The 26,222-nt window shown below is 60.5% G+C and carries 26 protein-coding genes and 4 pseudogenes; 13 read left to right on the top strand and 17 right to left on the bottom strand.

The features are described from left to right. Positions 1-5: 5 nt before the first annotated feature. From M4I31_RS16775 to M4I31_RS16745, 7 genes and pseudogenes are all read left to right on the top strand, one after another. Positions 6-844 (top strand): annotated as a pseudogene (locus tag M4I31_RS16775) (AadA family aminoglycoside 3''-O-nucleotidyltransferase). A 116-nt stretch (positions 845-960) separates the two neighbouring features. Further along, a complete protein-coding gene (locus tag M4I31_RS16770) occupies positions 961-1,308 on the top strand; it encodes a quaternary ammonium compound efflux SMR transporter QacE delta 1 (RefSeq protein WP_000679427.1) in 348 nt (115 codons plus the stop codon). Further along, entirely contained in the window at positions 1,302-2,141 is an 840-nt protein-coding gene (gene sul1 / locus M4I31_RS16765) for a sulfonamide-resistant dihydropteroate synthase Sul1 (protein ID WP_000259031.1), read from the top strand. The genes M4I31_RS16770 and sul1 overlap by 7 nt, the downstream gene beginning before the upstream one ends. Positions 2,142-2,268: 127 nt before the next feature. Then, positions 2,269-2,472 (top strand): hypothetical protein, encoded by a 204-nt coding sequence (locus tag M4I31_RS16760; RefSeq protein ID WP_000376616.1) that lies wholly within the window; start codon positions 2,269-2,271, stop codon positions 2,470-2,472. A gap of 155 nt (positions 2,473-2,627) precedes the next feature. Then, complete coding sequence (gene chrA / locus M4I31_RS16755) at positions 2,628-3,833, top strand: chromate efflux transporter (RefSeq protein ID WP_000184001.1); 1,206 nt, start codon at positions 2,628-2,630, stop codon at positions 3,831-3,833. Positions 3,834-3,843: 10 nt separating this feature from the next. Beyond that, a complete protein-coding gene (locus M4I31_RS16750) occupies positions 3,844-4,149 on the top strand; it encodes a PadR family transcriptional regulator (protein WP_000130000.1) in 306 nt (101 codons plus the stop codon). Between the two features lie 226 nt (positions 4,150-4,375). Next, entirely contained in the window at positions 4,376-5,140 is a 765-nt protein-coding gene (locus tag M4I31_RS16745; protein ID WP_001389365.1) for an IS6-like element IS6100 family transposase, read from the top strand. A 492-nt stretch (positions 5,141-5,632) separates the two neighbouring features. Here M4I31_RS16745 and mphR(A) read toward each other — a convergent pair whose 3' ends face one another. From mphR(A) to M4I31_RS16725, 4 genes are all read right to left on the bottom strand, one after another. After that, the gene (gene mphR(A) / locus M4I31_RS16740; RefSeq protein WP_001137892.1) at positions 5,633-6,217 is read right to left on the bottom strand and encodes a macrolide-binding transcriptional repressor MphR(A); all 585 of its coding nucleotides are present in this window, start codon (positions 6,215-6,217) and stop codon (positions 5,633-5,635) included. Next, positions 6,217-7,455, bottom strand: coding sequence for a macrolide resistance MFS transporter Mrx(A) (gene mrx(A) / locus M4I31_RS16735; protein ID WP_000004159.1), 1,239 nt, complete (start codon positions 7,453-7,455; stop codon positions 6,217-6,219). Before mrx(A) ends, mphR(A) begins: the two co-directional genes overlap by 1 nt. Next, complete coding sequence (locus M4I31_RS16730) at positions 7,452-8,357, bottom strand: Mph(A) family macrolide 2'-phosphotransferase (protein ID WP_000219391.1); 906 nt, start codon at positions 8,355-8,357, stop codon at positions 7,452-7,454. The genes mrx(A) and M4I31_RS16730 overlap by 4 nt, the downstream gene beginning before the upstream one ends. Before the next feature lie 121 nt (positions 8,358-8,478). Further along, positions 8,479-9,183, bottom strand: a complete 705-nt coding sequence (locus tag M4I31_RS16725) for an IS6-like element IS26 family transposase (protein WP_001067834.1) — start codon at positions 9,181-9,183, stop codon at positions 8,479-8,481. A 150-nt stretch (positions 9,184-9,333) separates the two neighbouring features. Between M4I31_RS16725 and M4I31_RS16720 the strand changes: the two genes are divergently transcribed. Continuing rightward, positions 9,334-10,149, top strand: a complete 816-nt coding sequence (locus M4I31_RS16720; RefSeq protein WP_000018329.1) for an aminoglycoside O-phosphotransferase APH(3')-Ia — start codon at positions 9,334-9,336, stop codon at positions 10,147-10,149. A gap of 189 nt (positions 10,150-10,338) precedes the next feature. Here the strand turns inward: M4I31_RS16720 and M4I31_RS16715 are convergent, their stop codons facing one another. The 9 genes and pseudogenes from M4I31_RS16715 to M4I31_RS16675 form a co-directional block, all read right to left on the bottom strand. Next, on the bottom strand, positions 10,339-11,043 hold the full coding sequence (locus M4I31_RS16715; RefSeq protein WP_001067855.1) for an IS6-like element IS26 family transposase: 705 nt from the start codon (positions 11,041-11,043) through the stop codon (positions 10,339-10,341). Between the two features lie 64 nt (positions 11,044-11,107). Beyond that, positions 11,108-12,358: pseudogene (locus M4I31_RS16710) on the bottom strand (transposase); the annotation flags it as partial. A 134-nt stretch (positions 12,359-12,492) separates the two neighbouring features. Then, positions 12,493-13,140, bottom strand: a pseudogene (locus tag M4I31_RS16705) (EAL domain-containing protein); the annotation flags it as partial. Beyond that, positions 13,137-13,373, bottom strand: a complete 237-nt coding sequence (merE, locus tag M4I31_RS16700) for a broad-spectrum mercury transporter MerE (RefSeq protein ID WP_000993386.1) — start codon at positions 13,371-13,373, stop codon at positions 13,137-13,139. The gene merE and the pseudogene M4I31_RS16705, both read right to left, overlap by 4 nt. Then, on the bottom strand, positions 13,370-13,732 hold the full coding sequence (merD, locus tag M4I31_RS16695; RefSeq protein WP_001277456.1) for a mercury resistance co-regulator MerD: 363 nt from the start codon (positions 13,730-13,732) through the stop codon (positions 13,370-13,372). The genes merE and merD overlap by 4 nt, the downstream gene beginning before the upstream one ends. 17 nt (positions 13,733-13,749) lie before the next feature. Beyond that, the gene (gene merA / locus M4I31_RS16690) at positions 13,750-15,444 is read right to left on the bottom strand and encodes a mercury(II) reductase (RefSeq protein WP_000105636.1); all 1,695 of its coding nucleotides are present in this window, start codon (positions 15,442-15,444) and stop codon (positions 13,750-13,752) included. A gap of 51 nt (positions 15,445-15,495) precedes the next feature. Continuing rightward, positions 15,496-15,918: an organomercurial transporter MerC gene (merC, locus tag M4I31_RS16685; RefSeq protein ID WP_001340589.1), complete on the bottom strand. Its 423-nt coding sequence runs from the start codon at positions 15,916-15,918 to the stop codon at positions 15,496-15,498. 35 nt (positions 15,919-15,953) lie between these two features. Beyond that, complete coding sequence (merP, locus tag M4I31_RS16680) at positions 15,954-16,229, bottom strand: mercury resistance system periplasmic binding protein MerP (protein WP_000732292.1); 276 nt, start codon at positions 16,227-16,229, stop codon at positions 15,954-15,956. Between the two features lie 13 nt (positions 16,230-16,242). Beyond that, positions 16,243-16,593, bottom strand: coding sequence for a mercuric transport protein MerT (locus M4I31_RS16675; protein ID WP_001294663.1), 351 nt, complete (start codon positions 16,591-16,593; stop codon positions 16,243-16,245). Positions 16,594-16,664: 71 nt separating this feature from the next. Here M4I31_RS16675 and merR point away from each other — a divergent pair, with 71 nt between their 5' ends. After that, positions 16,665-17,099, top strand: coding sequence for an Hg(II)-responsive transcriptional regulator (gene merR / locus M4I31_RS16670; RefSeq protein WP_000429836.1), 435 nt, complete (start codon positions 16,665-16,667; stop codon positions 17,097-17,099). Here the strand turns inward: merR and M4I31_RS16665 are convergent. Further along, positions 17,096-18,598, bottom strand: a pseudogene (locus M4I31_RS16665) (Tn3-like element TnAs1 family transposase); the annotation flags it as partial. The gene merR and the pseudogene M4I31_RS16665 overlap by 4 nt on opposite strands. 3 nt (positions 18,599-18,601) lie before the next feature. Here M4I31_RS16665 and M4I31_RS16660 point away from each other — a divergent pair. Both M4I31_RS16660 and M4I31_RS16655 read left to right on the top strand, forming a co-directional pair. Further along, on the top strand, positions 18,602-18,994 hold the full coding sequence (locus tag M4I31_RS16660) for a cysteine hydrolase family protein (protein WP_001351729.1): 393 nt from the start codon (positions 18,602-18,604) through the stop codon (positions 18,992-18,994). A 137-nt stretch (positions 18,995-19,131) separates the two neighbouring features. Further along, positions 19,132-20,016 carry a DMT family transporter gene (locus tag M4I31_RS16655; protein ID WP_000058717.1) on the top strand — a complete coding sequence of 295 codons (885 nt, stop codon included), beginning with the start codon at positions 19,132-19,134 and terminating at the stop codon, positions 20,014-20,016. Positions 20,017-20,047: 31 nt separating this feature from the next. Here M4I31_RS16655 and tet(A) read toward each other — a convergent pair whose 3' ends face one another. Beyond that, a complete protein-coding gene (gene tet(A), locus M4I31_RS16650; protein WP_000804064.1) occupies positions 20,048-21,247 on the bottom strand; it encodes a tetracycline efflux MFS transporter Tet(A) in 1,200 nt (399 codons plus the stop codon). A gap of 105 nt (positions 21,248-21,352) precedes the next feature. On the opposite strand from tet(A), the gene tetR(A) reads away from it, so the two are divergent. Beyond that, complete coding sequence (gene tetR(A) / locus M4I31_RS16645) at positions 21,353-22,003, top strand: tetracycline resistance transcriptional repressor TetR(A) (RefSeq protein WP_000164043.1); 651 nt, start codon at positions 21,353-21,355, stop codon at positions 22,001-22,003. 31 nt (positions 22,004-22,034) lie between these two features. Here the strand turns inward: tetR(A) and M4I31_RS16640 are convergent, their stop codons facing one another. After that, positions 22,035-22,277: a relaxase gene (locus tag M4I31_RS16640; protein WP_250856810.1), complete on the bottom strand. Its 243-nt coding sequence runs from the start codon at positions 22,275-22,277 to the stop codon at positions 22,035-22,037. A 57-nt stretch (positions 22,278-22,334) separates the two neighbouring features. Continuing rightward, a complete protein-coding gene (locus M4I31_RS16635) occupies positions 22,335-25,301 on the bottom strand; it encodes a Tn3-like element TnAs1 family transposase (protein ID WP_001138014.1) in 2,967 nt (988 codons plus the stop codon). Positions 25,302-25,386: 85 nt separating this feature from the next. Here M4I31_RS16635 and M4I31_RS16630 point away from each other — a divergent pair, with 85 nt between their 5' ends. Next, positions 25,387-26,091 (top strand): IS6-like element IS26 family transposase, encoded by a 705-nt coding sequence (locus M4I31_RS16630; protein ID WP_001067855.1) that lies wholly within the window; start codon positions 25,387-25,389, stop codon positions 26,089-26,091. Positions 26,092-26,222 lie beyond the last annotated feature (131 nt).

Raw genomic sequence — 26,222 nt, 5'->3', positions numbered from 1 at the left:
ACATCATGAGGGAAGCGGTGACCATCGAAATTTCGAACCAACTATCAGAGGTGCTAAGCGTCATTGAGCGCCATCTGGAATCAACGTTGCTGGCCGTGCATTTGTACGGCTCCGCAGTGGATGGCGGCCTGAAGCCATACAGCGATATTGATTTGTTGGTTACTGTGGCCGTAAAGCTTGATGAAACGACGCGGCGAGCATTGCTCAATGATCTTATGGAGGCTTCGGCTTTCCCTGGCGAGAGCGAGACGCTCCGCGCTATAGAAGTCACCCTTGTCGTGCATGACGACATCATCCCGTGGCGTTATCCGGCTAAGCGCGAGCTGCAATTTGGAGAATGGCAGCGCAATGACATTCTTGCGGGTATCTTCGAGCCAGCCATGATCGACATTGATCTAGCTATCCTGCTTACAAAAGCAAGAGAACATAGCGTTGCCTTGGTAGGTCCGGCAGCGGAGGAATTCTTTGACCCGGTTCCTGAACAGGATCTATTCGAGGCGCTGAGGGAAACCTTGAAGCTATGGAACTCGCAGCCCGACTGGGCCGGCGATGAGCGAAATGTAGTGCTTACGTTGTCCCGCATTTGGTACAGCGCAATAACCGGCAAAATCGCGCCGAAGGATGTCGCTGCCGACTGGGCAATAAAACGCCTACCTGCCCAGTATCAGCCCGTCTTACTTGAAGCTAAGCAAGCTTATCTGGGACAAAAAGAAGATCACTTGGCCTCACGCGCAGATCACTTGGAAGAATTTATTCGCTTTGTGAAAGGCGAGATCATCAAGTCAGTTGGTAAATGATGTCTAACAATTCGTTCAAGCCGACCGCGCTACGCGCGGCGGCTTAACTCCGGCGTTAGATGCACTAAGCACATAATTGCTCACAGCCAAACTATCAGGTCAAGTCTGCTTTTATTATTTTTAAGCGTGCATAATAAGCCCTACACAAATTGGGAGATATATCATGAAAGGCTGGCTTTTTCTTGTTATCGCAATAGTTGGCGAAGTAATCGCAACATCCGCATTAAAATCTAGCGAGGGCTTTACTAAGCTTGCCCCTTCCGCCGTTGTCATAATCGGTTATGGCATCGCATTTTATTTTCTTTCTCTGGTTCTGAAATCCATCCCTGTCGGTGTTGCTTATGCAGTCTGGTCGGGACTCGGCGTCGTCATAATTACAGCCATTGCCTGGTTGCTTCATGGGCAAAAGCTTGATGCGTGGGGCTTTGTAGGTATGGGGCTCATAATTGCTGCCTTTTTGCTCGCCCGATCCCCATCGTGGAAGTCGCTGCGGAGGCCGACGCCATGGTGACGGTGTTCGGCATTCTGAATCTCACCGAGGACTCCTTCTTCGATGAGAGCCGGCGGCTAGACCCCGCCGGCGCTGTCACCGCGGCGATCGAAATGCTGCGAGTCGGATCAGACGTCGTGGATGTCGGACCGGCCGCCAGCCATCCGGACGCGAGGCCTGTATCGCCGGCCGATGAGATCAGACGTATTGCGCCGCTCTTAGACGCCCTGTCCGATCAGATGCACCGTGTTTCAATCGACAGCTTCCAACCGGAAACCCAGCGCTATGCGCTCAAGCGCGGCGTGGGCTACCTGAACGATATCCAAGGATTTCCTGACCCTGCGCTCTATCCCGATATTGCTGAGGCGGACTGCAGGCTGGTGGTTATGCACTCAGCGCAGCGGGATGGCATCGCCACCCGCACCGGTCACCTTCGACCCGAAGACGCGCTCGACGAGATTGTGCGGTTCTTCGAGGCGCGGGTTTCCGCCTTGCGACGGAGCGGGGTCGCTGCCGACCGGCTCATCCTCGATCCGGGGATGGGATTTTTCTTGAGCCCCGCACCGGAAACATCGCTGCACGTGCTGTCGAACCTTCAAAAGCTGAAGTCGGCGTTGGGGCTTCCGCTATTGGTCTCGGTGTCGCGGAAATCCTTCTTGGGCGCCACCGTTGGCCTTCCTGTAAAGGATCTGGGTCCAGCGAGCCTTGCGGCGGAACTTCACGCGATCGGCAATGGCGCTGACTACGTCCGCACCCACGCGCCTGGAGATCTGCGAAGCGCAATCACCTTCTCGGAAACCCTCGCGAAATTTCGCAGTCGCGACGCCAGAGACCGAGGGTTAGATCATGCCTAGCATTCACCTTCCGGCCGCCCGCTAGCGGACCCTGGTCAGGTTCCGCGAAGGTGGGCGCAGACATGCTGGGCTCGTCAGGATCAAACTGCACTATGAGGCGGCGGTTCATACCGCGCCAGGGGAGCGAATGGACAGCGAGGAGCCTCCGAACGTTCGGGTCGCCTGCTCGGGTGATATCGACGAGGTTGTGCGGCTGATGCACGACGCTGCGGCGTGGATGTCCGCCAAGGGAACGCCCGCCTGGGACGTCGCGCGGATCGACCGGACATTCGCGGAGACCTTCGTCCTGAGATCCGAGCTCCTAGGGATCGCCTCAGAAAACGGAAAATAAAGCACGCTAAGCCGTAAGTAAGCGTGCTCCTGTGAAAGCCACAGCTAAAACTGCGTAGTACACATAGAGGTATTTTTTTCTAGATTTATATCGAATTTCGTTATCGAATTTCGCTTATTATTGATCAACTCGTTGCAGATCATGAAGGCGAAAGTATGACGAATAACCCTACCGATGACAGCAGACCATGGTCGGTCTTTCTTATTTTTCTGCGGCTTGGATTGACATCTTTTGGCGGCCCCATTGCGCACTTGGGCTACTTCCGCGCCGAATTTGTCACACGGCGGCGCTGGCTCTCCGAACGGAGCTATGCTGACTTGGTCGCGCTTTGTCAGTTCTTGCCAGGGCCTGCAAGCAGCCAGGTCGGCATAGCGGTAGGACTGTCTCGGGCTGGATACAGCGGGGCGCTGGCTGCTTGGGCTGGCTTCACGCTGCCGTCTGCCATAGCCTTGATCCTTTTTGCGCTCGGCATCTCCAGCTATGGCGATTACGTCTCGCAGGGCGCGTTGCATGGCTTAAAAGTGGTGGCTGTGGCCGTGGTCGCTCAAGCAGTATGGGGCATGGCGCGTAACCTATGCACGGATGGGCTGCGAGTCACCATCATGGCAATTGCTACCTGCGTCGTTTTACTTGTGCCGTCCGCGTGGGGACAGGTTGGCGTGATTGCTATCGCAGGCATCGCAGGCCGGTTATTGTTCAAGCCAGCGAAAGTTGTTGAGCATGACCCCCTACCTATCACGGTCAGTCACCGGGCCGGCGTGCTTTGGCTCTCGCTGTTCTTTGTCTTGCTGATTGGCCTGCCGGTGTTGGCCGAACTGATGCCAAGTCAAACCATGGCAATGGTGGATTCCTTCTATCGTGTCGGATCACTGGTGTTCGGCGGTGGTCACGTTGTGCTGCCATTACTGCAAGCCGAAGTGGTGCCCTCCGGCTGGGTCAACAATGAATCCTTTCTCGCGGGGTACGGGGCAGCTCAAGCGGTGCCCGGCCCTTTGTTCACGTTCGCCGCGTTTCTTGGTGCCTCGATGAACACCGCCCCGTCGGGCTGGATCGGCGGCATTGTGTGTCTGCTGGCTATCTTCGCGCCCTCGTTCTTGCTGGTCGTCGGATCAATGCCATTTTGGGAGCGTTTGCGCCGCAATACAGGCATCCAAGCTGCGCTGGCCGGGATCAATGCCGCTGTAGTCGGCTTGCTGCTGGCCGCGCTGTATCAGCCTGTATGGACTAGCGCCATCTTTCAGCCGCAAGACTTCGGCTTGGCATTAGTTGCCCTTGTCGCACTTATGTTCTGGAAGCTCCCGCCGTGGCTGGTTGTCCTCGGTAGCGGTGCAGCTGGGTGGCTGTTGAGCGTCGCTCTGTGAGGCACAAAAAATGACTGACAAAGACCTCTACGGCGGTTTGATCCGCCTGCACATCCTTCACCATGCAGCCGAGGAACCTGTCTTTGGGCTGGGGATCATCGAAGAGCTACGCCGACACGGCTACGAGATGAGCGCTGGCACCGTGTACCCGATGCTGCACGGCCTGGAAAAAAAAGGCTATCTGACCTCACGCCACGAACGCACCGGGCGACGTGAACGGCGTGTTTATGACATCACTGAACAAGGCAGAACTGCACTTGCTGATGCGAAAACAAAGGTCAAGGAGCTGTTCGGAGAGTTGGTAGAAGGTGGTTGAGTTTTTGCTTCTATGTCAGGTTGAGCTATACCCTAACTGGATTGTCATTTTCAGAAGACGACTGCACCAGTTGATTGGGCGTAATGGCTGTTGTGCAGCCAGCTCCTGACAGTTCAATATCAGAAGTGATCTGCACCAATCTCGACTATGCTCAATACTCGTGTGGGCTCTGTTGCAAAAATCGTGAAGCTTGAGCATGCTTGGCGGAGATTGGACGGACGGAACGATGACGGATTTCAAGTGGCGCCATTTCCAGGGTGATGTGATCCTGTGGGCGGTGCGCTGGTATTGTCGCTATCCGATCAGCTATCGCGACCTTGAGGAAATGCTGGCGGAACGCGGCATTTCGGTCGACCATACGACGATCTATCGCTGGGTCCAGTGCTACGCCCCGGAGATGGAGAAGCGGCTGCGCTGGTTCTGGCGGCGTGGCTTTGATCCGAGCTGGCGCCTGGATGAAACCTACGTCAAGGTGCGGGGCAAGTGGACCTACCTGTACCGGGCAGTCGACAAGCGGGGCGACACGATCGATTTCTACCTGTCGCCGACCCGCAGCGCCAAGGCAGCGAAGCGGTTCCTGGGCAAGGCCCTGCGAGGCCTGAAGCACTGGGAAAAGCCTGCCACGCTCAATACCGACAAAGCGCCGAGCTATGGTGCAGCGATCACCGAATTGAAGCGCGAAGGAAAGCTGGACCGGGAGACGGCCCACCGGCAGGTGAAGTATCTCAATAACGTGATCGAGGCCGATCACGGAAAGCTCAAGATACTGATCAAGCCGGTGCGCGGTTTCAAATCGATCCCCACGGCCTATGCCACGATCAAGGGATTCGAAGTCATGCGAGCCCTGCGCAAAGGACAGGCTCGCCCCTGGTGCCTGCAGCCCGGCATCAGGGGCGAGGTGCGCCTTGTGGAGAGAGCTTTTGGCATTGGGCCCTCGGCGCTGACGGAGGCCATGGGCATGCTCAACCACCATTTCGCAGCAGCCGCCTGATCGGCGCAGAGCGACAGCCTACCTCTGACTGCCGCCAATCTTTGCAACAGAGCCCGCCGTGCTAGTCTGCTCGGTGATGGTGGAGTGAAGCCAACCCGCAATCGGGTTATGAATCTGCATCGCGATTCGCAATCAGCTGTCTCTTGAGCATGTCGAACTCCTGCGATGTTATCTCGCCGTGCTCGTGCTGCTACACCAACTTGTCCAACTCATCCGCCACACCGCTCCCCACCACCTGCGATGGCCAGGTTGTTTGCTGGGCGCATTGGCGGAGTATCGTCTCGACCCGGGACACCCACACCGGCACAACCTTACGGGAGTGATTCACTGTCAAAGAATCGGCCCGGTGCTCTGACGCAAGTATCGGGATGGTCACCATTTGTAAGCCGTAGACCTGAGTGGTGATCAAGACTTCGATACCACCGACCGTACCGGTACTAATCGACGACGGTCGTGTTCGTCGCCTGCCGCAGGGACTCTGCACACCTCCGTTTACGCATGTGCCTGGAGGAGTTGGAAATCGTCGTGTTCGGGAAACATTAAACACAGGATGGCAGCGATCTGAGCCAGCACATGATCAGCTAGCTCACCATCCGGATCGACGGCCCACTGCATCGTCGCGCCAGCGATGACCGAGTGCAGGAGCAACTCAGCTGCCGCAGGAGCACCTGGGGGCAGTCGCTTGCGGATCCCCTCCACCACCGCGCGGTTCCGCTGGATCGCAAGCGTGCGTAGCTCCGGCACCTGGAGCTCGTACCAGGAGATGAGATAGTTCACCGAGAAGTCGTTGCGAGTGTTCATGCTCCGAACGAGCACCTGCAAAAATTCCCAGAGCCCTTGCGGCCCTGCGCCTATCGGTATCGCATTCAGGTAATGCCGCACCTGCTCGACGCCGCGCTCCATCATCCTCACCAGCAGCGTATCGCGGTTGGTGAAGCGCTGGATTAACGCTGCGCGGGAGAGCCCCACCTCCTTTGCTACTCCGCTGAGCGTGAACTCTATGGGACCGCAACGCTTCAGCACTACGGTGGCGGCCTCGAGTACCTCGTCATCGGACTTGAGCTTGGGGCGGGGCATCAGTGTTCACCTTCTGTATGGGTTGGGGCGGAGGCTGTGGCTGCCGCCGCCATTGTAGCAAATTGAAGACGGAGCGAGAGTAGAGCCACGAGCCCCGCAAACACGGCCGATACAACGAGGCCAGGGAGCGGACCAGCAAGGTCGACAAACGCGCCGGCCGCAAGCATAACCATGGGCGAGGCTGACAGCATCACCGCCGAGACCGTGCCGAGTACCCGGCCGAGAAGTTCTGGCGGCGTGCGGTTGTAGATGGCAGCGTTGAGAATGGGAGAGACTGAGCCGGTCAGCAGTCCCACGAGCGCGCCCAACAACATCAGCACCGGCACGCCTGGCAACTGTGAAAGCAGAAGCGAGCCCACCGCAGAGCCACAAAATGCCACCGCCAGCCAGTTCTGCGCTGATATCCGGGCGCCGACCGACGCATGAATGGCAATGCCAAGGAGACCACCAGCCCCCATCATTGAGGAGAACAGCCCGAGCTCTGCTACTTGGCGTCCTGCATCTACAAACAGCGCAGGCATGATGACGCTGCCGTTGGCGCCAACGATGCCCACGAAGATCATCACTATACCAAAGAGAGGGCGCAGCAGGGGTTCGCTCCAGAGAAAAGCGACGCCGGCGCGCATGGAGAGAGTCGCCGTCGTGGTCATCGTCCGAGCGGCACGCGCGGGAAGCACCCACGCGCCGAGCAGACCTGCAAGGACGGAGCAGAACGCCGTCAGCCCGAGCGTTGGCGCAGCGCCAAGCAGGCCGATTGCGGCCCCCCCAAGGGCCGGGCCACCTAGAATCGCGACGTTCCCGATCACCGCTTTCAGTGACGAGACGCGCTCAACGGAGAGCCCGGCGACGTGGCCGAGTTTGGGCAGCTCACTGTCCTGCGCGGCCATACCGGGTGCGTCGAACGCGGCACCGAGCACCACGCAAGCGATCAGCCCAGTGTTCGAGAGGGCGCCAACGGCATCGAGCAGTGGGATGCTCGCCATGGCCACGCCGCCCACCACACCCGAGATCAATGCGACGGGCGCGCGCCCGAACCGATCGACGAGGCCACCACCAACCCACGCGCCGATGATGGTCGCGATGACGCTGCTAGCGGCCGTGGCGCCCGCCCAGGCCGCGCTCTTTGTATGAGACAGGACGAACCATGGAAGCGCGAGGGCCGCCACCGCGTTGCCGATCCGGAAGAGAAAGGTCGCCGCGAACAGCGTCGCGAGCGGGCTATATCGACGTTCGCTCATTCCGCTGCGGCGAGCTGCGCCTTCGCCGCAGCGAGGTACTCTTCGTTACCCGAGTCGAGGGCGAAGAGTGCGTAGGTGACCGCCCCGAACGCAAGGCGCTCCGCGATGTGGTGGGCGAGCCGCGGCCACACCCGGCCACCGGCCGCTTCATACGTGAGGAGGAGCTTCGCGAGCCCCTCTTCACCAAAGACCATAAGGTGCGCGGCCATGTCGATGGCAGGGTCATCAACGCGGGCCTCGCTCCAGTCGATCATCCCGCTGACGCGCTCCGTGTTGTCGATGAGCACATGGCCCACGTAGAGATCGCCATGCACCACCACGGAGAAATCTGGCCACGACGAATCGTCGTCGAGCCAGCGCTGCCACCGGTGGAGGCGCTTGTCGTTCACCACGAACTCGCGTCGGACGCGGTCAACGTCGTCGGCCACCTTCTGACGGGCCTGCGTCGGTGTACGGATGAGCATCCCCGCATCCACGGCGGCGGAAATGGGGACGGCATGCAGGGCGGCGAGCGCGGTCGCGAAGCTCTCCGCGAAGACCTCCGAGTCCTGCGGCACGACCCAGTCGGGCGTGGACGAACCAGGCTGGATGACCATCGCAGTCGAGTCTTCGAGCATGGGATAGGCAACGAGCTCGGCGTTGGCCACGCGCCAGTCCGGCACCGCGAACGGCAGGCGATTCTTGAGCATTGCCAGCACCCGCGCCTCTGGTTCGACCTTCGCGCTTACCTCGGCTCGGCGCGGGATGCGCAGCACCCACCGACGTCCATCGTCGACGGTGGCGATCACGATCCTATAGTCGAGCCCAAGCTCATTGACAGTCAGCGGGCCATGGAGCTTGAGCCCATGTCGGGCTGCAAGTGCGTACAGTTGGGAGGTATCGGCGGTCGTGACTACGGTCATGATTCACTCCTGAGGGCTTGACGGGTTTAGCCACCTAAATGTAACAGTCACGTCGGTTATATTCAATCCGGCACTGTTGCAAAGTTAGCGATGAGGCAGCCTTTTGTCTTATTCAAAGGCCTTACATTTCAAAAACTCTGCTTACCAGGCGCATTTCGCCCAGGGGATCACCATAATAAAATGCTGAGGCCTGGCCTTTGCGTAGTGCACGCATCACCTCAATACCTTTGATGGTGGCGTAAGCCGTCTTCATGGATTTAAATCCCAGCGTGGCGCCGATTATCCGTTTCAGTTTGCCATGATCGCATTCAATCACGTTGTTCCGGTACTTAATCTGTCGGTGTTCAACGTCAGACGGGCACCGGCCTTCGCGTTTGAGCAGAGCAAGCGCGCGACCATAGGCGGGCGCTTTATCCGTGTTGATGAATCGCGGGATCTGCCACTTCTTCACGTTGTTGAGGATTTTACCCAGAAACCGGTATGCAGCTTTGCTGTTACGACGGGAGGAGATATAAAAATCGACAGTGCGGCCCCGGCTGTCGACGGCCCGGTACAGATACGCCCAGCGGCCATTGACCTTCACGTAGGTTTCATCCATGTGCCACGGGCAAAGATCGGAAGGGTTACGCCAGTACCAGCGCAGCCGTTTTTCCATTTCAGGCGCATAACGCTGAACCCAGCGGTAAATCGTGGAGTGATCGACATTCACTCCGCGTTCAGCCAGCATCTCCTGCAGCTCACGGTAACTGATGCCGTATTTGCAGTACCAGCGTACGGCCCACAGAATGATGTCACGCTGAAAATGCCGGCCTTTGAATGGGTTCATGTGCAGCTCCATCAGCAAAAGGGGATGATAAGTTTATCACCACCGACTATTTGCAACAGTGCCCTCTGATGTTACATTGCACAAGATAAAAATATATCATCATGAACAATAAAACTGTCTGCTTACATAAACAGTAATACAAGGGGTGTTATGAGCCATATTCAACGGGAAACGTCTTGCTCGAGGCCGCGATTAAATTCCAACATGGATGCTGATTTATATGGGTATAAATGGGCTCGCGATAATGTCGGGCAATCAGGTGCGACAATCTATCGATTGTATGGGAAGCCCGATGCGCCAGAGTTGTTTCTGAAACATGGCAAAGGTAGCGTTGCCAATGATGTTACAGATGAGATGGTCAGACTAAACTGGCTGACGGAATTTATGCCTCTTCCGACCATCAAGCATTTTATCCGTACTCCTGATGATGCATGGTTACTCACCACTGCGATCCCCGGGAAAACAGCATTCCAGGTATTAGAAGAATATCCTGATTCAGGTGAAAATATTGTTGATGCGCTGGCAGTGTTCCTGCGCCGGTTGCATTCGATTCCTGTTTGTAATTGTCCTTTTAACAGCGATCGCGTATTTCGTCTCGCTCAGGCGCAATCACGAATGAATAACGGTTTGGTTGATGCGAGTGATTTTGATGACGAGCGTAATGGCTGGCCTGTTGAACAAGTCTGGAAAGAAATGCATAAGCTTTTGCCATTCTCACCGGATTCAGTCGTCACTCATGGTGATTTCTCACTTGATAACCTTATTTTTGACGAGGGGAAATTAATAGGTTGTATTGATGTTGGACGAGTCGGAATCGCAGACCGATACCAGGATCTTGCCATCCTATGGAACTGCCTCGGTGAGTTTTCTCCTTCATTACAGAAACGGCTTTTTCAAAAATATGGTATTGATAATCCTGATATGAATAAATTGCAGTTTCATTTGATGCTCGATGAGTTTTTCTAATCAGAATTGGTTAATTGGTTGTAACACTGGCAGAGCATTACGCTGACTTGACGGGACGGCGCTTCCCTACCCTCATGGCCGCCTCCCAGGAATCGACCCAGGTGCTTATCGTGGACATAATCCTTTACTCATAAATTGGCACTGTTGCAAAGTTAGCGATGAGGCAGCCTTTTGTCTTATTCAAAGGCCTTACATTTCAAAAACTCTGCTTACCAGGCGCATTTCGCCCAGGGGATCACCATAATAAAATGCTGAGGCCTGGCCTTTGCGTAGTGCACGCATCACCTCAATACCTTTGATGGTGGCGTAAGCCGTCTTCATGGATTTAAATCCCAGCGTGGCGCCGATTATCCGTTTCAGTTTGCCATGATCGCATTCAATCACGTTGTTCCGGTACTTAATCTGTCGGTGTTCAACGTCAGACGGGCACCGGCCTTCGCGTTTGAGCAGAGCAAGCGCGCGACCATAGGCGGGCGCTTTATCCGTGTTGATGAATCGCGGGATCTGCCACTTCTTCACGTTGTTGAGGATTTTACCCAGAAACCGGTATGCAGCTTTGCTGTTACGACGGGAGGAGAGATAAAAATCGACAGTGCGGCCCCGGCTGTCGACGGCCCGGTACAGATACGCCCAGCGGCCATTGACCTTCACGTAGGTTTCATCCATGTGCCACGGGCAAAGATCGGAAGGGTTACGCCAGTACCAGCGCAGCCGTTTTTCCATTTCAGGCGCATAACGCTGAACCCAGCGGTAAATCGTGGAGTGATCGACATTCACTCCGCGTTCAGCCAGCATCTCCTGCAGCTCACGGTAACTGATGCCGTATTTGCAGTACCAGCGTACGGCCCACAGAATGATGTCACGCTGAAAATGCCGGCCTTTGAATGGGTTCATGTGCAGCTCCATCAGCAAAAGGGGATGATAAGTTTATCACCACCGACTATTTGCAACAGTGCCCATCGGCGTAGTAGTGGATGTGGTCGATGACAAAGCCGGTGCGGGTCAGCGTGCGCCGGAGGATCGGCAGAAAATCGACCAGGAACGAAGTAGCGCGTGTGACGACGGCCGGTACGCCGACACGCGCCACGGCCTCGGCCCAGCGCGCGGCCGGCGGTTGGAGCAGGCCGTTGTGCACCGAACCGTGGTAGGTGCCGACCGCCAATGTGAGCCAGCGCTCTAGCTCGCGCAGCGTCAGGGCGGCCTTGTTTTCGGAATCGTAGTCGCCGCGCTGGTCAGGGTTGGAGAAGGTCGTTCCCGGCAGTTCGTCGTGAATCATCTGCATCGCCGTGCCGATGATCCGTTCCACGATGCCGCCATAGTGCGGCTGTCCCAGCGGGCGATAGTCCAGCCGGATGCCATGCTGCTCGCAACCCCGGCGCAGGGCCTCGCTCTTGAACTCGGCCGCGTTGTCTAGGTAGAGCAGCAAGGGCTTGCCGCTCATCTGCCAATCCATTTCCACGTTCAGTCCTTCCAGCCAAGGGCGCTTGTCGCAGGCGACATGCACGAGGCACAGGCCAACCGAAACGGCAGACGGCGCTTCCAGCGTGACGACCATGCCGAGCACGCAGCGGGTGAACACGTCGATGGCGAGGGTCAGGTACGGGCGGCCAATAGGTTGCCGGTCGCGGTCATCGACCACGATCAGGTCGATGACCGTATGGTCTATCTGCACCTGCTCCAGCGGCGCGGTCACGGCAGGAGGCTCGCCGCCCACACCTTGTAGGTCACGAGCGGCATCCTGGCCTTCCCGCCGGCGGATGACCTTGCGCGGGTCAAGGCTAGCGATCCGTAAGGCCACGGTATTGCGCGCCGGCACTCGCAGTTTTTGAGCCTTGCACACCTGAGTGACTTCGCGGTGAAAGGCCGCTAGGCTGCGCTTCTGCTTGGTCAGGAACCGCTTTTGCAGTAGCTCGTGGATGACGCGCTCGACCGGTTCCGGCAAGCGCCCCTTACCTTTACCTCCACCGGACTGGCCGGGCACCAGATCCGTCACGAGGCCGCTGCCTTGCCGGGCACGCCGGATCAGAACGTATACCTGGCGCCGAGACAAGCCCAGCGCCTGAGCCGCCATATCGGCCGCTTCGTGCCCGACCGTCTCCGACTGCGCCAACGGACTGATGATCTCCGCACGACGGCGCGCACGCTCCCAAGCCTCATCAGGCAGAGTGGCCACGCCTTGTTCTGGAATCCGTGGGGTGTCCGTCGCCATGCTCACCTCGCTTTGGTGCACACGAGTATTGAGCATAGTCGAGATTGGTGCAGATCACTTCTGATATTGAACTGTCAGGAGCTGGCTGCACAACAGCCATTACGCCCAATCAACTGGTGCAGTCGTCTTCTGAAAATGACATCCATGCCCAGCCCGTGCGCGAGCTGGATCACCGCCCGCACGATAGTTTGGTCACGGGCATCATCCGGGAGCCTGGCGACAAAGGATTGGTCGATTTTCAATGTGGTGATGGGGCAGCATTTCAGATGTTGCAGGCAGGAATAGCCGGTGCCGAAGTCGTCGGCGGCGAAGCGCACGCCGATGGCGCGCAAGGCGTCGAAACTGGCGAACAGGGCTGGATTGCCGAATGCGACCGATTCGGTCAGTTCGATCTCCAGAAGCTCGGCGGGCAGGGCCATATCGGCCAGCACCCGCTTTACCTCGTCGTCGAACGTTGGCCCAACCTGGCTGGCGGACACATTGATGGCAAGACGGAACGGTTGCCATGCCGGTCCTTGCCACTTGTGCATCTGGCGACAGGCCTCGCCCAGCACCCACGCGCCTATTTCCGGCATCAGGCCGAACGACTCGGCCAGCGGCAGGAACTGGCCGGGCGGCAACAGGCCAAGCCTCGGATGCCGCCAGCGCATCAACGCTTCCGCGCCAGCGATCCGGTGATCGCGCAGATCGACCAGCGGCTGGTAATGCAGGTCAAGCTGTCCGCGCGCCGCCGCCTGCGCCAACTCGGCCGCCGTCCATCCGGCGGGCTGCGAACTCGTCATGATCCGCCCCGGAAGGCGCGCAGCAGCCGCGTTACGGCCAGAACGAACAAGCCGGTCAGCGCGAGCGCGGCAACACCCCAATGCTCGCCAAGGAAGGCACCGGCGGTCGTCCCGGCCAGCACGGCGGCGAGAATCGGCAGATGGCAGGGGCAGGTCAACACGGCCAGCGCACCCCACAGGTAGCCGGAAACGGGTTGGCGCGTCTCGGGCGGCAGTTTGTCAGGGGCGTTCACGGCAATGCCTCCTCGTGCGCCCGCTCGGCTGGCATGGAGGCCAGTTGCGCGTCCAGATGGGCCAACGCCGCGCGCCGCCGCTCGACCAACTGGCGCAGCACGGCAAGCTGCGCTGCGGCTTGTGCGCCGTCCGCTGCGTCGAGCGCACGGCACAGCCGCGCCAGGGCATCCAGGCCGATACCCGCCTCGAAGGCCGCGCGCACGAAGCACAGCCGTTGCAAGGCCGCATCGTCGAACACGCCGTAGCCGCCCGTGGTGCAGGCCACCGGCCGTAACAAGCCGCGCACCAGGTAGTCGCGCACGATATGTACGCTCACCCCAGCGTTATGGGCCAGTTGCGATACCGTGTAGGCGCTCATCGCACACCTCCTTGTCCTCACCCGGCGCAGCAGGAAAGCTGCTTCACATCCTTGTTGAAGGTCTGCGCCGCGAGCTTCAACCCTTCGACCATCGTCAGGTAGGGGAACAACTGGTCGGCCAGTTCCTGCACCGTCATCCGGTTGCGAATCGCCAGTGCGGCCGTCTGGATCAGTTCGCCCGCTTCCGGGGCCACTGCCTGCACGCCGATCAGTCGTCCGCTGCCTTCTTCAACCACCAGTTTGATGAAGCCGCGCGTGTCGAAGTTGGCGAGCGCGCGCGGCACGTTGTCCAGCGTTAGCGTGCGACTATCAGTTTTGATGCCGTCATGGTGCGCTTCCGCCTCGCTGTAGCCTACGGTCGCCACTTGCGGGTCGGTGAACACCACGGCCGGCATCGCGGTCAGGTTCAGGGCCGCGTCACCGCCGGTCATGTTGATCGCGGCGCGAGTGCCGGCCGCTGCCGCCACATAGACGAACTGCGGCTGGTCGGTGCAGTCGCCTGCGGCGTAGATGTGTTCCACGCTTGTACGCATGCCGGGGTCGATGACGATAGCGCCTTGCGGGGTGAGCGTGACGCCCGTCGCATCCAGTGCCAGCTTGCGTGTGTTGGGCGCGCGGCCGGTGGCGACCAGCAGCTTGTCGGCGCGCAGTTCGCCGTGCGCCGTGGTGAGCACGAATTCGCCGTCCCCTTCACCATTGATATACGCGACCTGGCTGGCCTGGGTGTGTTCCCTCACCTCGATGCCCTCCATGCGGAATGCGGCCGTGACGGCTTCGCCTATAGCTGGGTCTTCGCGGAAGAACAGCGTGCTGCGAGCCAGGATCGTCACCTTCGCTCCGAGTCGGGCGAACGCCTGCGCCAGCTCCAGCGCCACCACTGATGAGCCAATCACGGCCAGGCGCTTAGGAATCGTCTCGCTGACCAGCGCTTCAGTGGAAGTCCAGTACGGAGTGTCTTTCAGGCCGGGAATCGGCGGCACGGCCGGGCTCGCGCCGGTGGCGATCAGGCAGCGGTCGAATGCCACCACGCGCTCGCCGCCGTCGTTGAGTTGCACGATCAGGTTGCGATTGTCCTTAAAGCGGGCGGAGCCGTGCAGCACAGTGATCGCCGGATTGCCCTCCAAGATGCCTTCGTACTTGGCGTGGCGCAGTTCATCGACGCGGGCCTGCTGCTGGGCCAGCAGCGCCGTGCGCTGGATGGTCGGCGTGGTAGCGGCGATGCCGCCATCGAACGGGCTTTCCCGGCGCAGATGGGCGATATGGGCGGCGCGGATCATGATCTTGGACGGCACACAACCGACATTGACGCAGGTGCCGCCGATGGTGCCGCGCTCGATCAGCGTGACACGTGCGCCTTGCTCGACGGCCTTCAGCGCCGCTGCCATCGCGGCCCCGCCGCTGCCGATGACGGCGATATGCAATGCGCCGCTGCTACCCGTCTTGTCGTTTCTGCCCAGCAGATCGCGCATCTTGTCGAGCAATCCGCCCGGCGTCGAAACTGAGGGGGCATCGGCCAGCGTGGCCCGATAACCGAGTCCAGCTACAGCGGCCGTCAGCGCGTCGGGTGACGTGCCGACCTCAATGGCGAGCTTGGCGCTGCCCTTGGCGTAGGAGACATCCGCTGATTGCACGCCGGGCACTTTCTCCAGGGCGTCCTTGACATGCACTGCGCACGAGTCGCAAGTCATGCCGGTGATTTTGAGAGTGCTCATACCATCGTTCCTTATTCGTGTGGGCCGCCGTGTCGCACGGTCAGCCGTCTTTCACAAGCGCTTGGCGGGGAGTTCGCAGCCGTCCGGTCCGCAACGGCGATGCGCCGGCGACACGAAGTCCCAGATCGACACCCCAATCATCAAGGCCAGGCCGACGTACATCAGGTTCGCCGTCCACCAGTTGCCGAGCAGCCAGACCGTGGCCGCAAACACGATGGCCGGGCCGATCATGCCGAGCAGACTGCGCAGCCATTGCCGATGACTGAACCAACCCAGCGCGTTCGCCAGGAAGGCCAGCGCGGCAAACAGCGGCAGCAGGCGGCTGATGAACAGTCCCTCGTACTGGCTCAAGAAGCCCAGCCCGATGGCCGCGCCGAAGCTGGCGAGGGCTGGAAAGCAGGCGGCGCAGCCCATCGCGGAAACGACGCTGCCGAGCGCGCCGGTTTTATCGGCAATGCGTGTCATCAGTCCCATGAAGCGGCTCTCGCTGTTGTCGTTGGCTTGCTGGCTCACTGCTTGACGCTGGACGGATAGCCGGCGTCTGCGGTGGCCTTGGTCAGCTTCTGTACGCTGGCCTTGGTGTCGTCAAAAGTGACGACGGCCTCGCGCTTCTCGAAGCCCACATCGACCTTGCTCACGCCTTCGACCTTGGAGAGCGCTTTCTTGACTGTGATCGGGCAGGCGGCGCAAGTCATGCCGGGAACCGCTAGCGTGACGGTCTGGGTAGCGGCCCACACCGGGGCAACAGCGGCGGCGAGGGCAAGGGAGGCAAACAGTTTCTTCATGATGAACTCCTGGTTAATAGAAAAATGGAACGACATAGGGAAATCCAAGCGCGACCAGGACCAGCACGGCCACGATCCAGAAAATCAGCTTGTAGGTGGCGCGCACCTGCGGAATCGCGCAGACCTCACCTGGCTTGCATGCCTGCACGGGCCGGTAAATCCGCTTCCAGGCGAAGAACAGCGCCACTAGCGCCGCGCCGATGAACAACGGTCGATAGGGTTCCAGCACCGTCAGGTTGCCGATCCAAGCACCGGAGAAGCCCAGGGCGACCAGTACTAGCGGCCCCAGGCAGCAGGTCGATGCAAGAATGGCGGCCAGCCCGCCGGCGAAGAGCGCACCGCGCCCGTTTTGTGGTTCAGACATACGTTGGCCCTTTTGAATTTGGATTGGATAGCGTAACCTTACTTCCGTACTCATGTACGGAGTCAAGCGATATGGAAAATAATTTGGAAAACCTGACCATTGGCGTTTTTGCCAAGGCGGCCGGGGTCAACGTGGAGACAATCCGCTTCTATCAGCGCAAGGGCCTGTTGCGGGAACCGGACAAGCCTTACGGCAGCATCCGCCGCTATGGGGAGGCGGACGTGGTTCGGGTGAAATTCGTGAAATCGGCACAGCGGCTGGGGTTCAGTCTGGACGAGATTGCCGAGCTGTTGCGGCTCGACGATGGCACCCACTGCGAGGAGGCCAGCAGCCTGGCCGAACACAAGCTCAAGGACGTGCGCGAGAAGATGGCCGACTTGGCGCGCATGGAAACCGTGCTGTCTGAACTCGTGTGCGCCTGCCATGCACGAAAGGGGAATGTTTCCTGCCCGTTGATCGCGTCACTACAGGGCGAAGCAGGCCTGGCAAGGTCAGCTATGCCTTAGCGTGCTTTATTTTCCGTTTTCTGAGGTGCCCCCAAGAACACCGCCCTGGCCAGCGAGTTGCGCGCCTCACCTTTGTTCAGGCCGGCATGCACGCGGCGGCGCAGTTCAACACTTTGCAGCCAGTCCAGGATGAACAGCGTGCGCTCGATCCGGCCCAGCTCGCGCAGGGCCACGGCCAGTCCGTTCTGGCGCGGGTAGCTGCCGAGCTTGCGCAGCATCAGCGAGGCGGTGACGGTGCCCTGCTTGATCGAGCTGGCCAGGCGCAGGATGTCGTCCCAGTGGGCACGCACGTGCTTGATGTTCAGGGTGCCGCCGATCAGCGGGCGCAACGTCGGGTAGGCTTGCACGCCCTGCGGCACGTACAGCTTGGTTTCGCCGAGGTCGCGGATGCGCGGCGCGAAGCGGAAGCCTAGCAGGTGCATCAGGGCAAAGACGTGATCGGTGAAGCCGGCCGTGTCGGTGTAGTGCTCCTCGATCCGCAGGTCGGACTCGTGGTACAGCAGGCCGTCGAGCACATAGGTGGAATCGCGGACGCCGACATTCACCACGCGGGTGCTGAACGGCGCGTACTGGTCGGAGATATGGGTATAGAACAGCCGTCCCGGCTCGCTACCGTACTTCGGGTTGACGTGCCCGGTGCTCTCGCCCCGGCCACCCGCGCGGAAGCGCTGGCCATCGGAGGATGAGGTCGTGCCGTCGCCCCAGTGGGCGGCAAAGGCGTGGCGATACTGGTGGTTGACCAGCTCGGCCAAGGCCGCCGAATAGGTTTCGTCGCGGATGTGCCAGGCTTGCAGCCAGGACAGCTTGGCGTAGGTCAGGCCGGGGCTCGACTCGGCCATCTTGGTCAGCCCGAGGTTGATCGCATCACCGAGGATTGCGGACAGCAGCAACGTCCTGTCTTTGGCCTCGGCCCCGTCCTTCAAGTGGGTGAAGTGGCGGCTGAAGCCCGTCCAGTCGTCCACGTCCATCAGCAGTTCGGTGATCTTGATGCGCGGCAGTAACTGGCTGGTTTGGTCGATCAGCGCCTGCGCCCGATCCGGCACCGCCGCATCCAGCGGGGTGATTTTCAGCCCTGACTCGGTGAGGATGGCATCGGGCAGCTCGTTGTCCTTGGCCAGGCGGGTGACGGTGGCCAACTGCTCGTCCAGCAGCTGCAAACGCTCTTCCAGGTACTGGTCGCTGTTCGGGTTGATCGCCAGGGGCAGGGCCTGCTCGCGCTTGAGTGCGGCGAACTTCTCGGCCGGCAGCAGGTAGTCGTCGAAGTCGCGGAACTGCCGCGAGCCCTTGACCCAGATGTCGCCGGAGCGCAGGGCGTTCTTCAGCTCGGACAGGGCGCAGATTTCGTAGAATTTCCGGTCGAGGCCTTCCGGGGTGATCACCAGCGGCTTCCAGCGCGGCTTGATGAAGGCCGTGGGTGCATCGGCCGGCACCTTGCGCAGGTTGTCGGCGTTCATCTCACGCAGGGTCTGCACGGCTGCCAGCACGCCTTGCGCGGCCGGCCCGTGCTGTTCCCCAACTTTTCGCTCGGCGAAGAGTATGAACATGCGCCGCCGGCGACGAATCGCCAAATCTCACCGTATCTCCCGAGCGGACGATTTCGCACCGGTCTGCCCGTCGAAGGGCTTGCGATCGAACGGGGCGACCTTTTCTATGCATGTCCGCGAGCCAGCGTCTTTTATGGCACGGCGCTCGACGCCGACCTTCGGACGCGCGGCGTAAGCACGCTTGTCATGGCCGGGATAAGCACCACCGGCGTTGTTCTTTCAAGCGTCGCCTGGGCTAGTGATGCGGACTACGACGTGCGTTTGGTCCAGGACTGCTGCTACGACCCGGATCGGGATGCCCACGAAGCTCTGTTGCGTTCCGGGTTCGGCGGACGTGTACAGGTCGTGTAATTTTCGGGCCTCGCATGATCGCGGCCATAGCCGCAGGTGGATTGGTGCGAGGCAGGGCCAGTCCAAGTCAGGGTGCGGTCATCGCGGCGCCTGCAACTCTCAAAAACCCATCGCCGTAGCGGAGGTCTTGTAATCGCATGTCATTACGCACGCCCGATTTATTGTTCACAGCGATAGCACCTGCCATTTGGGGCAGCACCTACATTGTCACCACCCAATACCTGCCGAACTTCTCACCGATGACGGTCGCGATGCTGCGGGCGTTGCCGGCGGGTTTATTGCTCGTGATGATCGTCCGACAGATTCCAACGGGAATCTGGTGGATGCGCATCTTCATCCTCGGCGCACTTAATATTTCGCTATTCTGGAGCTTGTTGTTTATTTCGGTCTACCGCCTGCCGGGCGGGGTCGCGGCGACGGTAGGCGCTGTGCAGCCGCTGATGGTCGTGTTCATCTCTGCCGCTCTGCTAGGTAGCCCGATACGATTGATGGCGGTCCTGGGGGCTATTTGCGGAACTGCGGGCGTGGCGCTGTTGGTGTTGACACCAAACGCAGCGCTAGATCCTGTCGGCGTCGCAGCGGGCCTGGCGGGGGCGGTTTCCATGGCGTTCGGAACCGTGCTGACCCGCAAGTGGCAACCTCCCGTGCCTCTGCTCACCTTTACCGCCTGGCAACTGGCGGCCGGAGGACTTCTGCTCGTTCCAGTAGCTTTAGTGTTTGATCCGCCAATCCCGATGCCTACAGGAACCAATGTTCTCGGCCTGGCGTGGCTCGGCCTGATCGGAGCGGGTTTAACCTACTTCCTTTGGTTCCGGGGGATCTCGCGACTCGAACCTACAGTTGTTTCCTTACTGGGCTTTCTCAGCCCGGGGACCGCCGTGTTGCTAGGATGGTTGTTCTTGGATCAGACGCTGAGTGCGCTTCAAATCATCGGCGTCCTGCTCGTGATCGGGAGTATCTGGCTGGGCCAACGTTCCAACCGCACTCCTAGGGCGCGTATAGCTTGCCGGAAGTCGCCTTGACCCGCATGGCATAGGCCTATCGTTTCCACGATCAGCGATCGGCTCGTTGCCCTGCGCCGCTCCAAAGCCCGCGACGCAGCGCCGGCAGGCAGAGCAAGTAGAGGGCAGCGCCTGCAATCCATGCCCACCCGTTCCACGTTGTTATAGAAGCCGCATAGATCGCCGTGAAGAGGAGGGGTCCGACGATCGAGGTCAGGCTGGTGAGCGCCGCCAGTGAGCCTTGCAGCTGCCCCTGACGTTCCTCATCCACCTGCCTGGACAACATTGCTTGCAGCGCCGGCATTCCGATGCCACCCGAAGCAAGCAGGACCATGATCGGGAACGCCATCCATCCCCGTGTCGCGAAGGCAAGCAGGATGTAGCCTGTGCCGTCGGCAATCATTCCGAGCATGAGTGCCCGCCTTTCGCCGAGCCGGGCGGCTACAGGGCCGGTGATCATTGCCTGGGCGAGTGAATGCAGAATGCCAAATGCGGCAAGCGAAATGCCGATCGTGGTCGCGTCCCAGTGAAAGCGATCCTCGCCGAAAATGACCCAAAGCGCGGCCGGCACCTGTCCGACAAGTTGCATGATGAAGAAGACCGCCATCAGGGCGGCGACGACGGTCATGCCCCGGGCCCACCGGAACGAAGCGAGCGGGTTGAGAGCCTCCCGGCGTAACGGCCGGCGTTCGCCTTTGTGCGACTCCGGCAAAAGGAAACAGCCCGTCAGGAAATTGAGGCCGTTCAAGGCTGCCGCGGCGAAGAACGGAGCGTGGGGGGAGAAACCGCCCATCAGCCCACCGAGCACAGGTCCCGCGACCATCCCGAACCCGAAACAGGCGCTCATGAAGCCGAAGTGCCGCGCGCGCTCATCGCCATCAGTGATATCGGCAATATAAGCGCCGGCTACCGCCCCAGTCGCCCCGGTGATGCCGGCCACGATCCGCCCGATATAGAGAACCCAAAGGAAAGGCGCCGTCGCCATGATGGCGTAGTCGACAGCAGCGCCGGCCAGCGAGACGAGCAAGACCGGCCGCCGCCCGAAACGATCCGACAGCGCGCCCAGCACAGGTGCGCAGGCAAATTGCATCAACGCATACAGCGCCAGCAGAATGCCATAGTGGGCGGTGACGTCGTTCGAGTGAACCAGATCGCGCAGGAGGCCCGGCAGCACCGGCATAATCAGGCCGATGCCGACAGCGTCGAGCGCGACAGTGCTCAGAATTACGATCAGGGGTCTGTTGGGTTTCACGTCTGGCCTCCGGACCAGCCTCCGCTGGTCCGATTGAACGCGCGGATTCTTTATCACTGATAAGTTGGTGGACATATTATGTTTATCAGTGATAAAGTGTCAAGCATGACAAAGTTGCAGCCGAATACAGTGATCCGTGCCGCCCTGGACCTGTTGAACGAGGTCGGCGTAGACGGTCTGACGACACGCAAACTGGCGGAACGGTTGGGGGTTCAGCAGCCGGCGCTTTACTGGCACTTCAGGAACAAGCGGGCGCTGCTCGACGCACTGGCCGAAGCCATGCTGGCGGAGAATCATACGCATTCGGTGCCGAGAGCCGACGACGACTGGCGCTCATTTCTGATCGGGAATGCCCGCAGCTTCAGGCAGGCGCTGCTCGCCTACCGCGATGGCGCGCGCATCCATGCCGGCACGCGACCGGGCGCACCGCAGATGGAAACGGCCGACGCGCAGCTTCGCTTCCTCTGCGAGGCGGGTTTTTCGGCCGGGGACGCCGTCAATGCGCTGATGACAATCAGCTACTTCACTGTTGGGGCCGTGCTTGAGGAGCAGGCCGGCGACAGCGATGCCGGCGAGCGCGGCGGCACCGTTGAACAGGCTCCGCTCTCGCCGCTGTTGCGGGCCGCGATAGACGCCTTCGACGAAGCCGGTCCGGACGCAGCGTTCGAGCAGGGACTCGCGGTGATTGTCGATGGATTGGCGAAAAGGAGGCTCGTTGTCAGGAACGTTGAAGGACCGAGAAAGGGTGACGATTGATCAGGACCGCTGCCGGAGCGCAACCCACTCACTACAGCAGAGCCATGTAGACAACATCCCCTCCCCCTTTCCACCGCGTCAGACGCCCGTAGCAGCCCGCTACGGGCTTTTTCATGCCCTGCCCTAGCGTCCAAGCCTCACGGCCGCGCTCGGCCTCTCTGGCGGCCTTCTGGCGCTCCTGCTGCGGCGTCCGCTCGTGGGCCGTGGCGCGGGTCCGCGCGCCGGCCTCGTGCGCCTGGCGCTCGCGGGCGAGGACCAGGGCGGCCGTCTTCACGTTCTGCCTTGCGCAGATGAGATAGGGGAGCCCGCAGAATTCGGAAAAAATCGTACGCTAAGGTTTTCCGGGCATCCGTAAGGGCCGAAACTTCCCGTCTTCCAGTCTGCGGCTCTGCCGCCAGACGTAATCGCCGGTTAGGTTGATGTGCTCCCAGCCCAGCGGCGACAGGAATTGCAGCAGCTCGCCGTCCACCGGCTTGCCGGCCTCGACCAACCCCTGGGTGGCGCGTTCCAGGTACACCGTGTTCCACAGCACGATAGCCGCCGTCACCAGGTTGAGGCCGCTGGCCCGGTAGCGCTGCTGCTCGAAGCTCCGATCCCTGATTTCCCCAAGGCGGTTGAAGAACACCGCCCTGGCCAGCGAGTTGCGCGCCTCACCTTTGTTCAGGCCGGCATGCACGCGGCGGCGCAGTTCAACACTTTGCAGCCAGTCCAGGATGAACAGCGTGCGCTCGATCCGGCCCAGCTCGCGCAGGGCCACGGCCAGTCCGTTCTGGCGCGGGTAGCTGCCGAGCTTGCGCAGCATCAGCGAGGCGGTGACGGTGCCCTGCTTGATCGAGCTGGCCAGGCGCAGGATGTCGTCCCAGTGGGCACGCACGTGCTTGATGTTCAGGGTGCCGCCGATCAGCGGGCGCAACGTCGGGTAGGCTTGCACGCCCTGCGGCACGTACAGCTTGGTTTCGCCGAGGTCGCGGATGCGCGGCGCGAAGCGGAAGCCTAGCAGGTGCATCAGGGCAAAGACGTGATCGGTGAAGCCGGCCGTGTCGGTGTAGTGCTCCTCGATCCGCAGGTCGGACTCGTGGTACAGCAGGCCGTCGAGCACATAGGTGGAATCGCGGACGCCGACATTCACCACGCGGGTGCTGAACGGCGCGTACTGGTCGGAGATATGGGTATAGAACAGCCGTCCCGGCTCGCTACCGTACTTCGGGTTGACGTGCCCGGTGCTCTCGCCCCGGCCACCCGCGCGGAAGCGCTGGCCATCGGAGGATGAGGTCGTGCCGTCGCCCCAGTGGGCGGCAAAGGCGTGGCGATACTGGTGGTTGACCAGCTCGGCCAAGGCCGCCGAATAGGTTTCGTCGCGGATGTGCCAGGCTTGCAGCCAGGACAGCTTGGCGTAGGTCAGGCCGGGGCTCGACTCGGCCATCTTGGTCAGCCCGAGGTTGATCGCATCACCGAGGATTGCGGACAGCAGCAACGTCCTGTCTTTGGCCTCGGCCCCGTCCTTCAAGTGGGTGAAGTGGCGGCTGAAGCCCGTCCAGTCGTCCACGTCCATCAGCAGTTCGGTGATCTTGATGCGCGGCAGTAACTGGCTGGTTTGGTCGATCAGCGCCTGCGCCCGATCCGGCACCGCCGCATCCAGCGGGGTGATTTTCAGCCCTGACTCGGTGAGGATGGCATCGGGCAGCTCGTTGTCCTTGGCCAGGCGGGTGACGGTGGCCAACTGCTCGTCCAGCAGCTGCAAACGCTCTTCCAGGTACTGGTCGCTGTTCGGGTTGATCGCCAGGGGCAGGGCCTGCTCGCGCTTGAGTGCGGCGAACTTCTCGGCCGGCAGCAGGTAGTCGTCGAAGTCGCGGAACTGCCGCGAGCCCTTGACCCAGATGTCGCCGGAGCGCAGGGCGTTCTTCAGCTCGGACAGGGCGCAGATTTCGTAGAATTTCCGGTCGAGGCCTTCCGGGGTGATCACCAGCGGCTTCCAGCGCGGCTTGATGAAGGCCGTGGGTGCATCGGCCGGCACCTTGCGCAGGTTGTCGGCGTTCATCTCACGCAGGGTCTGCACGGCTGCCAGCACGCCTTGCGCGGCCGGCGCGGCGCGCAGTTCCAGCACCTCCAGCAAGGCCGGCGTGTAACGGCGCAGGGTGGCGAAGTTCTCGCCGACCAGGTGCAGGTGGTCGAAGCCTTCCGGCCGGGCCAGCAGCTCGGCCTCGCTGACGCTCTCGGTGAACTCGTCCCAGGGAATCACCGCCTCGATGGCGGCATAGGGGTCGCTGCCGCTTTCCTTCGCTTCCAGCAGCGCCTGGCCGATCCTGGAGTACAGGCGCACCTTGTCGTTGATCGCCTTGCCCTGCTTCTGGAACTGCTGCTGATGCTTGTGCTTCGCGCCGCTGAACAGCTTGACCAGGATGCGGTCATGCAGATCGACCAGCTCATCGATCACGGTCGCGGTGCTCTCCAGCACCACGGCGGCCAGGGTCGCGTAGCGGCGCTGCGGCTCGAACTTACCGAGGTCTTTGGGCGTCATCTGCCCACCCTCGCGGGCCAGCTTGAGCAGGCGGTTCTGGTGGATGTGCCGGCCCAGGCCTTCGGGCAAGTCCACCAACTGAAATGTCTTCAGCCGCTCGATGTGTTCCAGCATGTGCCGAGAGTTGGGTTTCAGCGGTGCCTGGCGCAGCCAGGTCAACCAGGTGATGCTGCTGCCGGCCTTGAGCTTCAACAGCTCGTCCAGCTTGGCCCGATGCGAGTCCGTGAGTGGTTCGACCAGGGCGCGGTAGACCCGCCGATTGGCTCGCGCAATGGCTTCCGAGCAGGCCCGGTCAATCACGCTCAGCGCCGGCAGGATGCGTCGTTTCTGCCGTAGGCTCTCCAGGGCCTGACCGGCCAGCAGCAAGCCTTTGTCGGTCTGCTGGGCCAGCTCGGTTAGCTCGCGCACCAGGGCGCGGAAGTCGGACAGGCCGAACGGGGCCAGTTGCAGGTAGGTGCGCAGTTCCTGGGCATGCTCGCGACGGGTCACGTCGCGCTCGCCGTACTTTGCCCAGCTCGCCGGCTCGGCCTGGACTTGCTTCGCCACCCACAGGATGACCGGCTCGGGCAGCTCGCTGTCGGTTCCCAGCGCGTAACCGGGGTAGCGCAGCAGGCAGAGCTGCACGGCGAAGCCGAGGCGGTTGGCGTCGCCGCGTCGCTGGCGGATCAGCGACAGGTCGGAGTCGTTGAAGGTGTAGTAGCGGATCAGGTCATCCTGGCTTTCCGGCAGCGCAAGCAGGGTGTCCCGCTCCGTGGCCGAGAGGATCAAGCGACGCGGCATGTGTCAGTCGTCCGTGCGGAGGGGCACTGTTGCAAATAGTCGGTGGTGATAAACTTATCATCCCCTTTTGCTGATGGAGCTGCACATGAACCCATTCAAAGGCCGGCATTTTCAGCGTGACATCATTCTGTGGGCCGTACGCTGGTACTGCAAATACGGCATCAGTTACCGTGAGCTGCAGGAGATGCTGGCTGAACGCGGAGTGAATGTCGATCACTCCACGATTTACCGCTGGGTTCAGCGTTATGCGCCTGAAATGGAAAAACGGCTGCGCTGGTACTGGCGTAACCCTTCCGATCTTTGCCCGTGGCACATGGATGAAACCTACGTGAAGGTCAATGGCCGCTGGGCGTATCTGTACCGGGCCGTCGACAGCCGGGGCCGCACTGTCGATTTTTATCTCTCCTCCCGTCGTAACAGCAAAGCTGCATACCGGTTTCTGGGTAAAATCCTCAACAACGTGAAGAAGTGGCAGATCCCGCGATTCATCAACACGGATAAAGCGCCCGCCTATGGTCGCGCGCTTGCTCTGCTCAAACGCGAAGGCCGGTGCCCGTCTGACGTTGAACACCGACAGATTAAGTACCGGAACAACGTGATTGAATGCGATCATGGCAAACTGAAACGGATAATCGGCGCCACGCTGGGATTTAAATCCATGAAGACGGCTTACGCCACCATCAAAGGTATTGAGGTGATGCGTGCACTACGCAAAGGCCAGGCCTCAGCATTTTATTATGGTGATCCCCTGGGCGAAATGCGCCTGGTAAGCAGAGTTTTTGAAATGTAAGGCCTTTGAATAAGACAAAAGGCTGCCTCATCGCTAACTTTGCAACAGTGCCTTCTGAAACGAAATTACAGATTACGGTTAAAATATAAAAAAAAGCCACCAATCCTGCCGGATACGGTGGCTTAAATACA

Source organism: Citrobacter sp. XT1-2-2, from assembly GCF_023516235.1.
Taxonomy (GTDB): domain Bacteria; phylum Pseudomonadota; class Gammaproteobacteria; order Enterobacterales; family Enterobacteriaceae; genus Citrobacter; species Citrobacter werkmanii.
The sequence above is the reverse complement of the archived record's forward strand: the minus strand, read 5'-3'. Positions and strand labels throughout refer to the sequence as shown.

What these genes read in the sequence shown, in the direction of transcription:
- M4I31_RS16770 (WP_000679427.1), top strand. Translation starts at nt 961, where the DNA reads ATGAAAGGCTGGCTTTTTCTTGTTATCGCAATAGTTGGCGAAGTAATC.
- sul1 (WP_000259031.1), top strand. Translation starts at nt 1,302, where the DNA reads ATGGTGACGGTGTTCGGCATTCTGAATCTCACCGAGGACTCCTTCTTC.
- M4I31_RS16760 (WP_000376616.1), top strand. Translation starts at nt 2,269, where the DNA reads ATGGACAGCGAGGAGCCTCCGAACGTTCGGGTCGCCTGCTCGGGTGAT.
- chrA (WP_000184001.1), top strand. Translation starts at nt 2,628, where the DNA reads ATGACGAATAACCCTACCGATGACAGCAGACCATGGTCGGTCTTTCTT.
- M4I31_RS16750 (WP_000130000.1), top strand. Translation starts at nt 3,844, where the DNA reads ATGACTGACAAAGACCTCTACGGCGGTTTGATCCGCCTGCACATCCTT.
- M4I31_RS16745 (WP_001389365.1), top strand. Translation starts at nt 4,376, where the DNA reads ATGACGGATTTCAAGTGGCGCCATTTCCAGGGTGATGTGATCCTGTGG.
- M4I31_RS16730 (WP_000219391.1), bottom strand. Translation starts at nt 8,357, where the DNA reads ATGACCGTAGTCACGACCGCCGATACCTCCCAACTGTACGCACTTGCA.
- M4I31_RS16725 (WP_001067834.1), bottom strand. Translation starts at nt 9,183, where the DNA reads ATGAACCCATTCAAAGGCCGGCATTTTCAGCGTGACATCATTCTGTGG.
- M4I31_RS16720 (WP_000018329.1), top strand. Translation starts at nt 9,334, where the DNA reads ATGAGCCATATTCAACGGGAAACGTCTTGCTCGAGGCCGCGATTAAAT.
- M4I31_RS16715 (WP_001067855.1), bottom strand. Translation starts at nt 11,043, where the DNA reads ATGAACCCATTCAAAGGCCGGCATTTTCAGCGTGACATCATTCTGTGG.
- merD (WP_001277456.1), bottom strand. Translation starts at nt 13,732, where the DNA reads ATGAGCGCCTACACGGTATCGCAACTGGCCCATAACGCTGGGGTGAGC.
- merA (WP_000105636.1), bottom strand. Translation starts at nt 15,444, where the DNA reads ATGAGCACTCTCAAAATCACCGGCATGACTTGCGACTCGTGCGCAGTG.
- merC (WP_001340589.1), bottom strand. Translation starts at nt 15,918, where the DNA reads ATGGGACTGATGACACGCATTGCCGATAAAACCGGCGCGCTCGGCAGC.
- merP (WP_000732292.1), bottom strand. Translation starts at nt 16,229, where the DNA reads ATGAAGAAACTGTTTGCCTCCCTTGCCCTCGCCGCCGCTGTTGCCCCG.
- M4I31_RS16675 (WP_001294663.1), bottom strand. Translation starts at nt 16,593, where the DNA reads ATGTCTGAACCACAAAACGGGCGCGGTGCGCTCTTCGCCGGCGGGCTG.
- merR (WP_000429836.1), top strand. Translation starts at nt 16,665, where the DNA reads ATGGAAAATAATTTGGAAAACCTGACCATTGGCGTTTTTGCCAAGGCG.
- M4I31_RS16655 (WP_000058717.1), top strand. Translation starts at nt 19,132, where the DNA reads ATGTCATTACGCACGCCCGATTTATTGTTCACAGCGATAGCACCTGCC.
- M4I31_RS16635 (WP_001138014.1), bottom strand. Translation starts at nt 25,301, where the DNA reads ATGCCGCGTCGCTTGATCCTCTCGGCCACGGAGCGGGACACCCTGCTT.
- M4I31_RS16630 (WP_001067855.1), top strand. Translation starts at nt 25,387, where the DNA reads ATGAACCCATTCAAAGGCCGGCATTTTCAGCGTGACATCATTCTGTGG.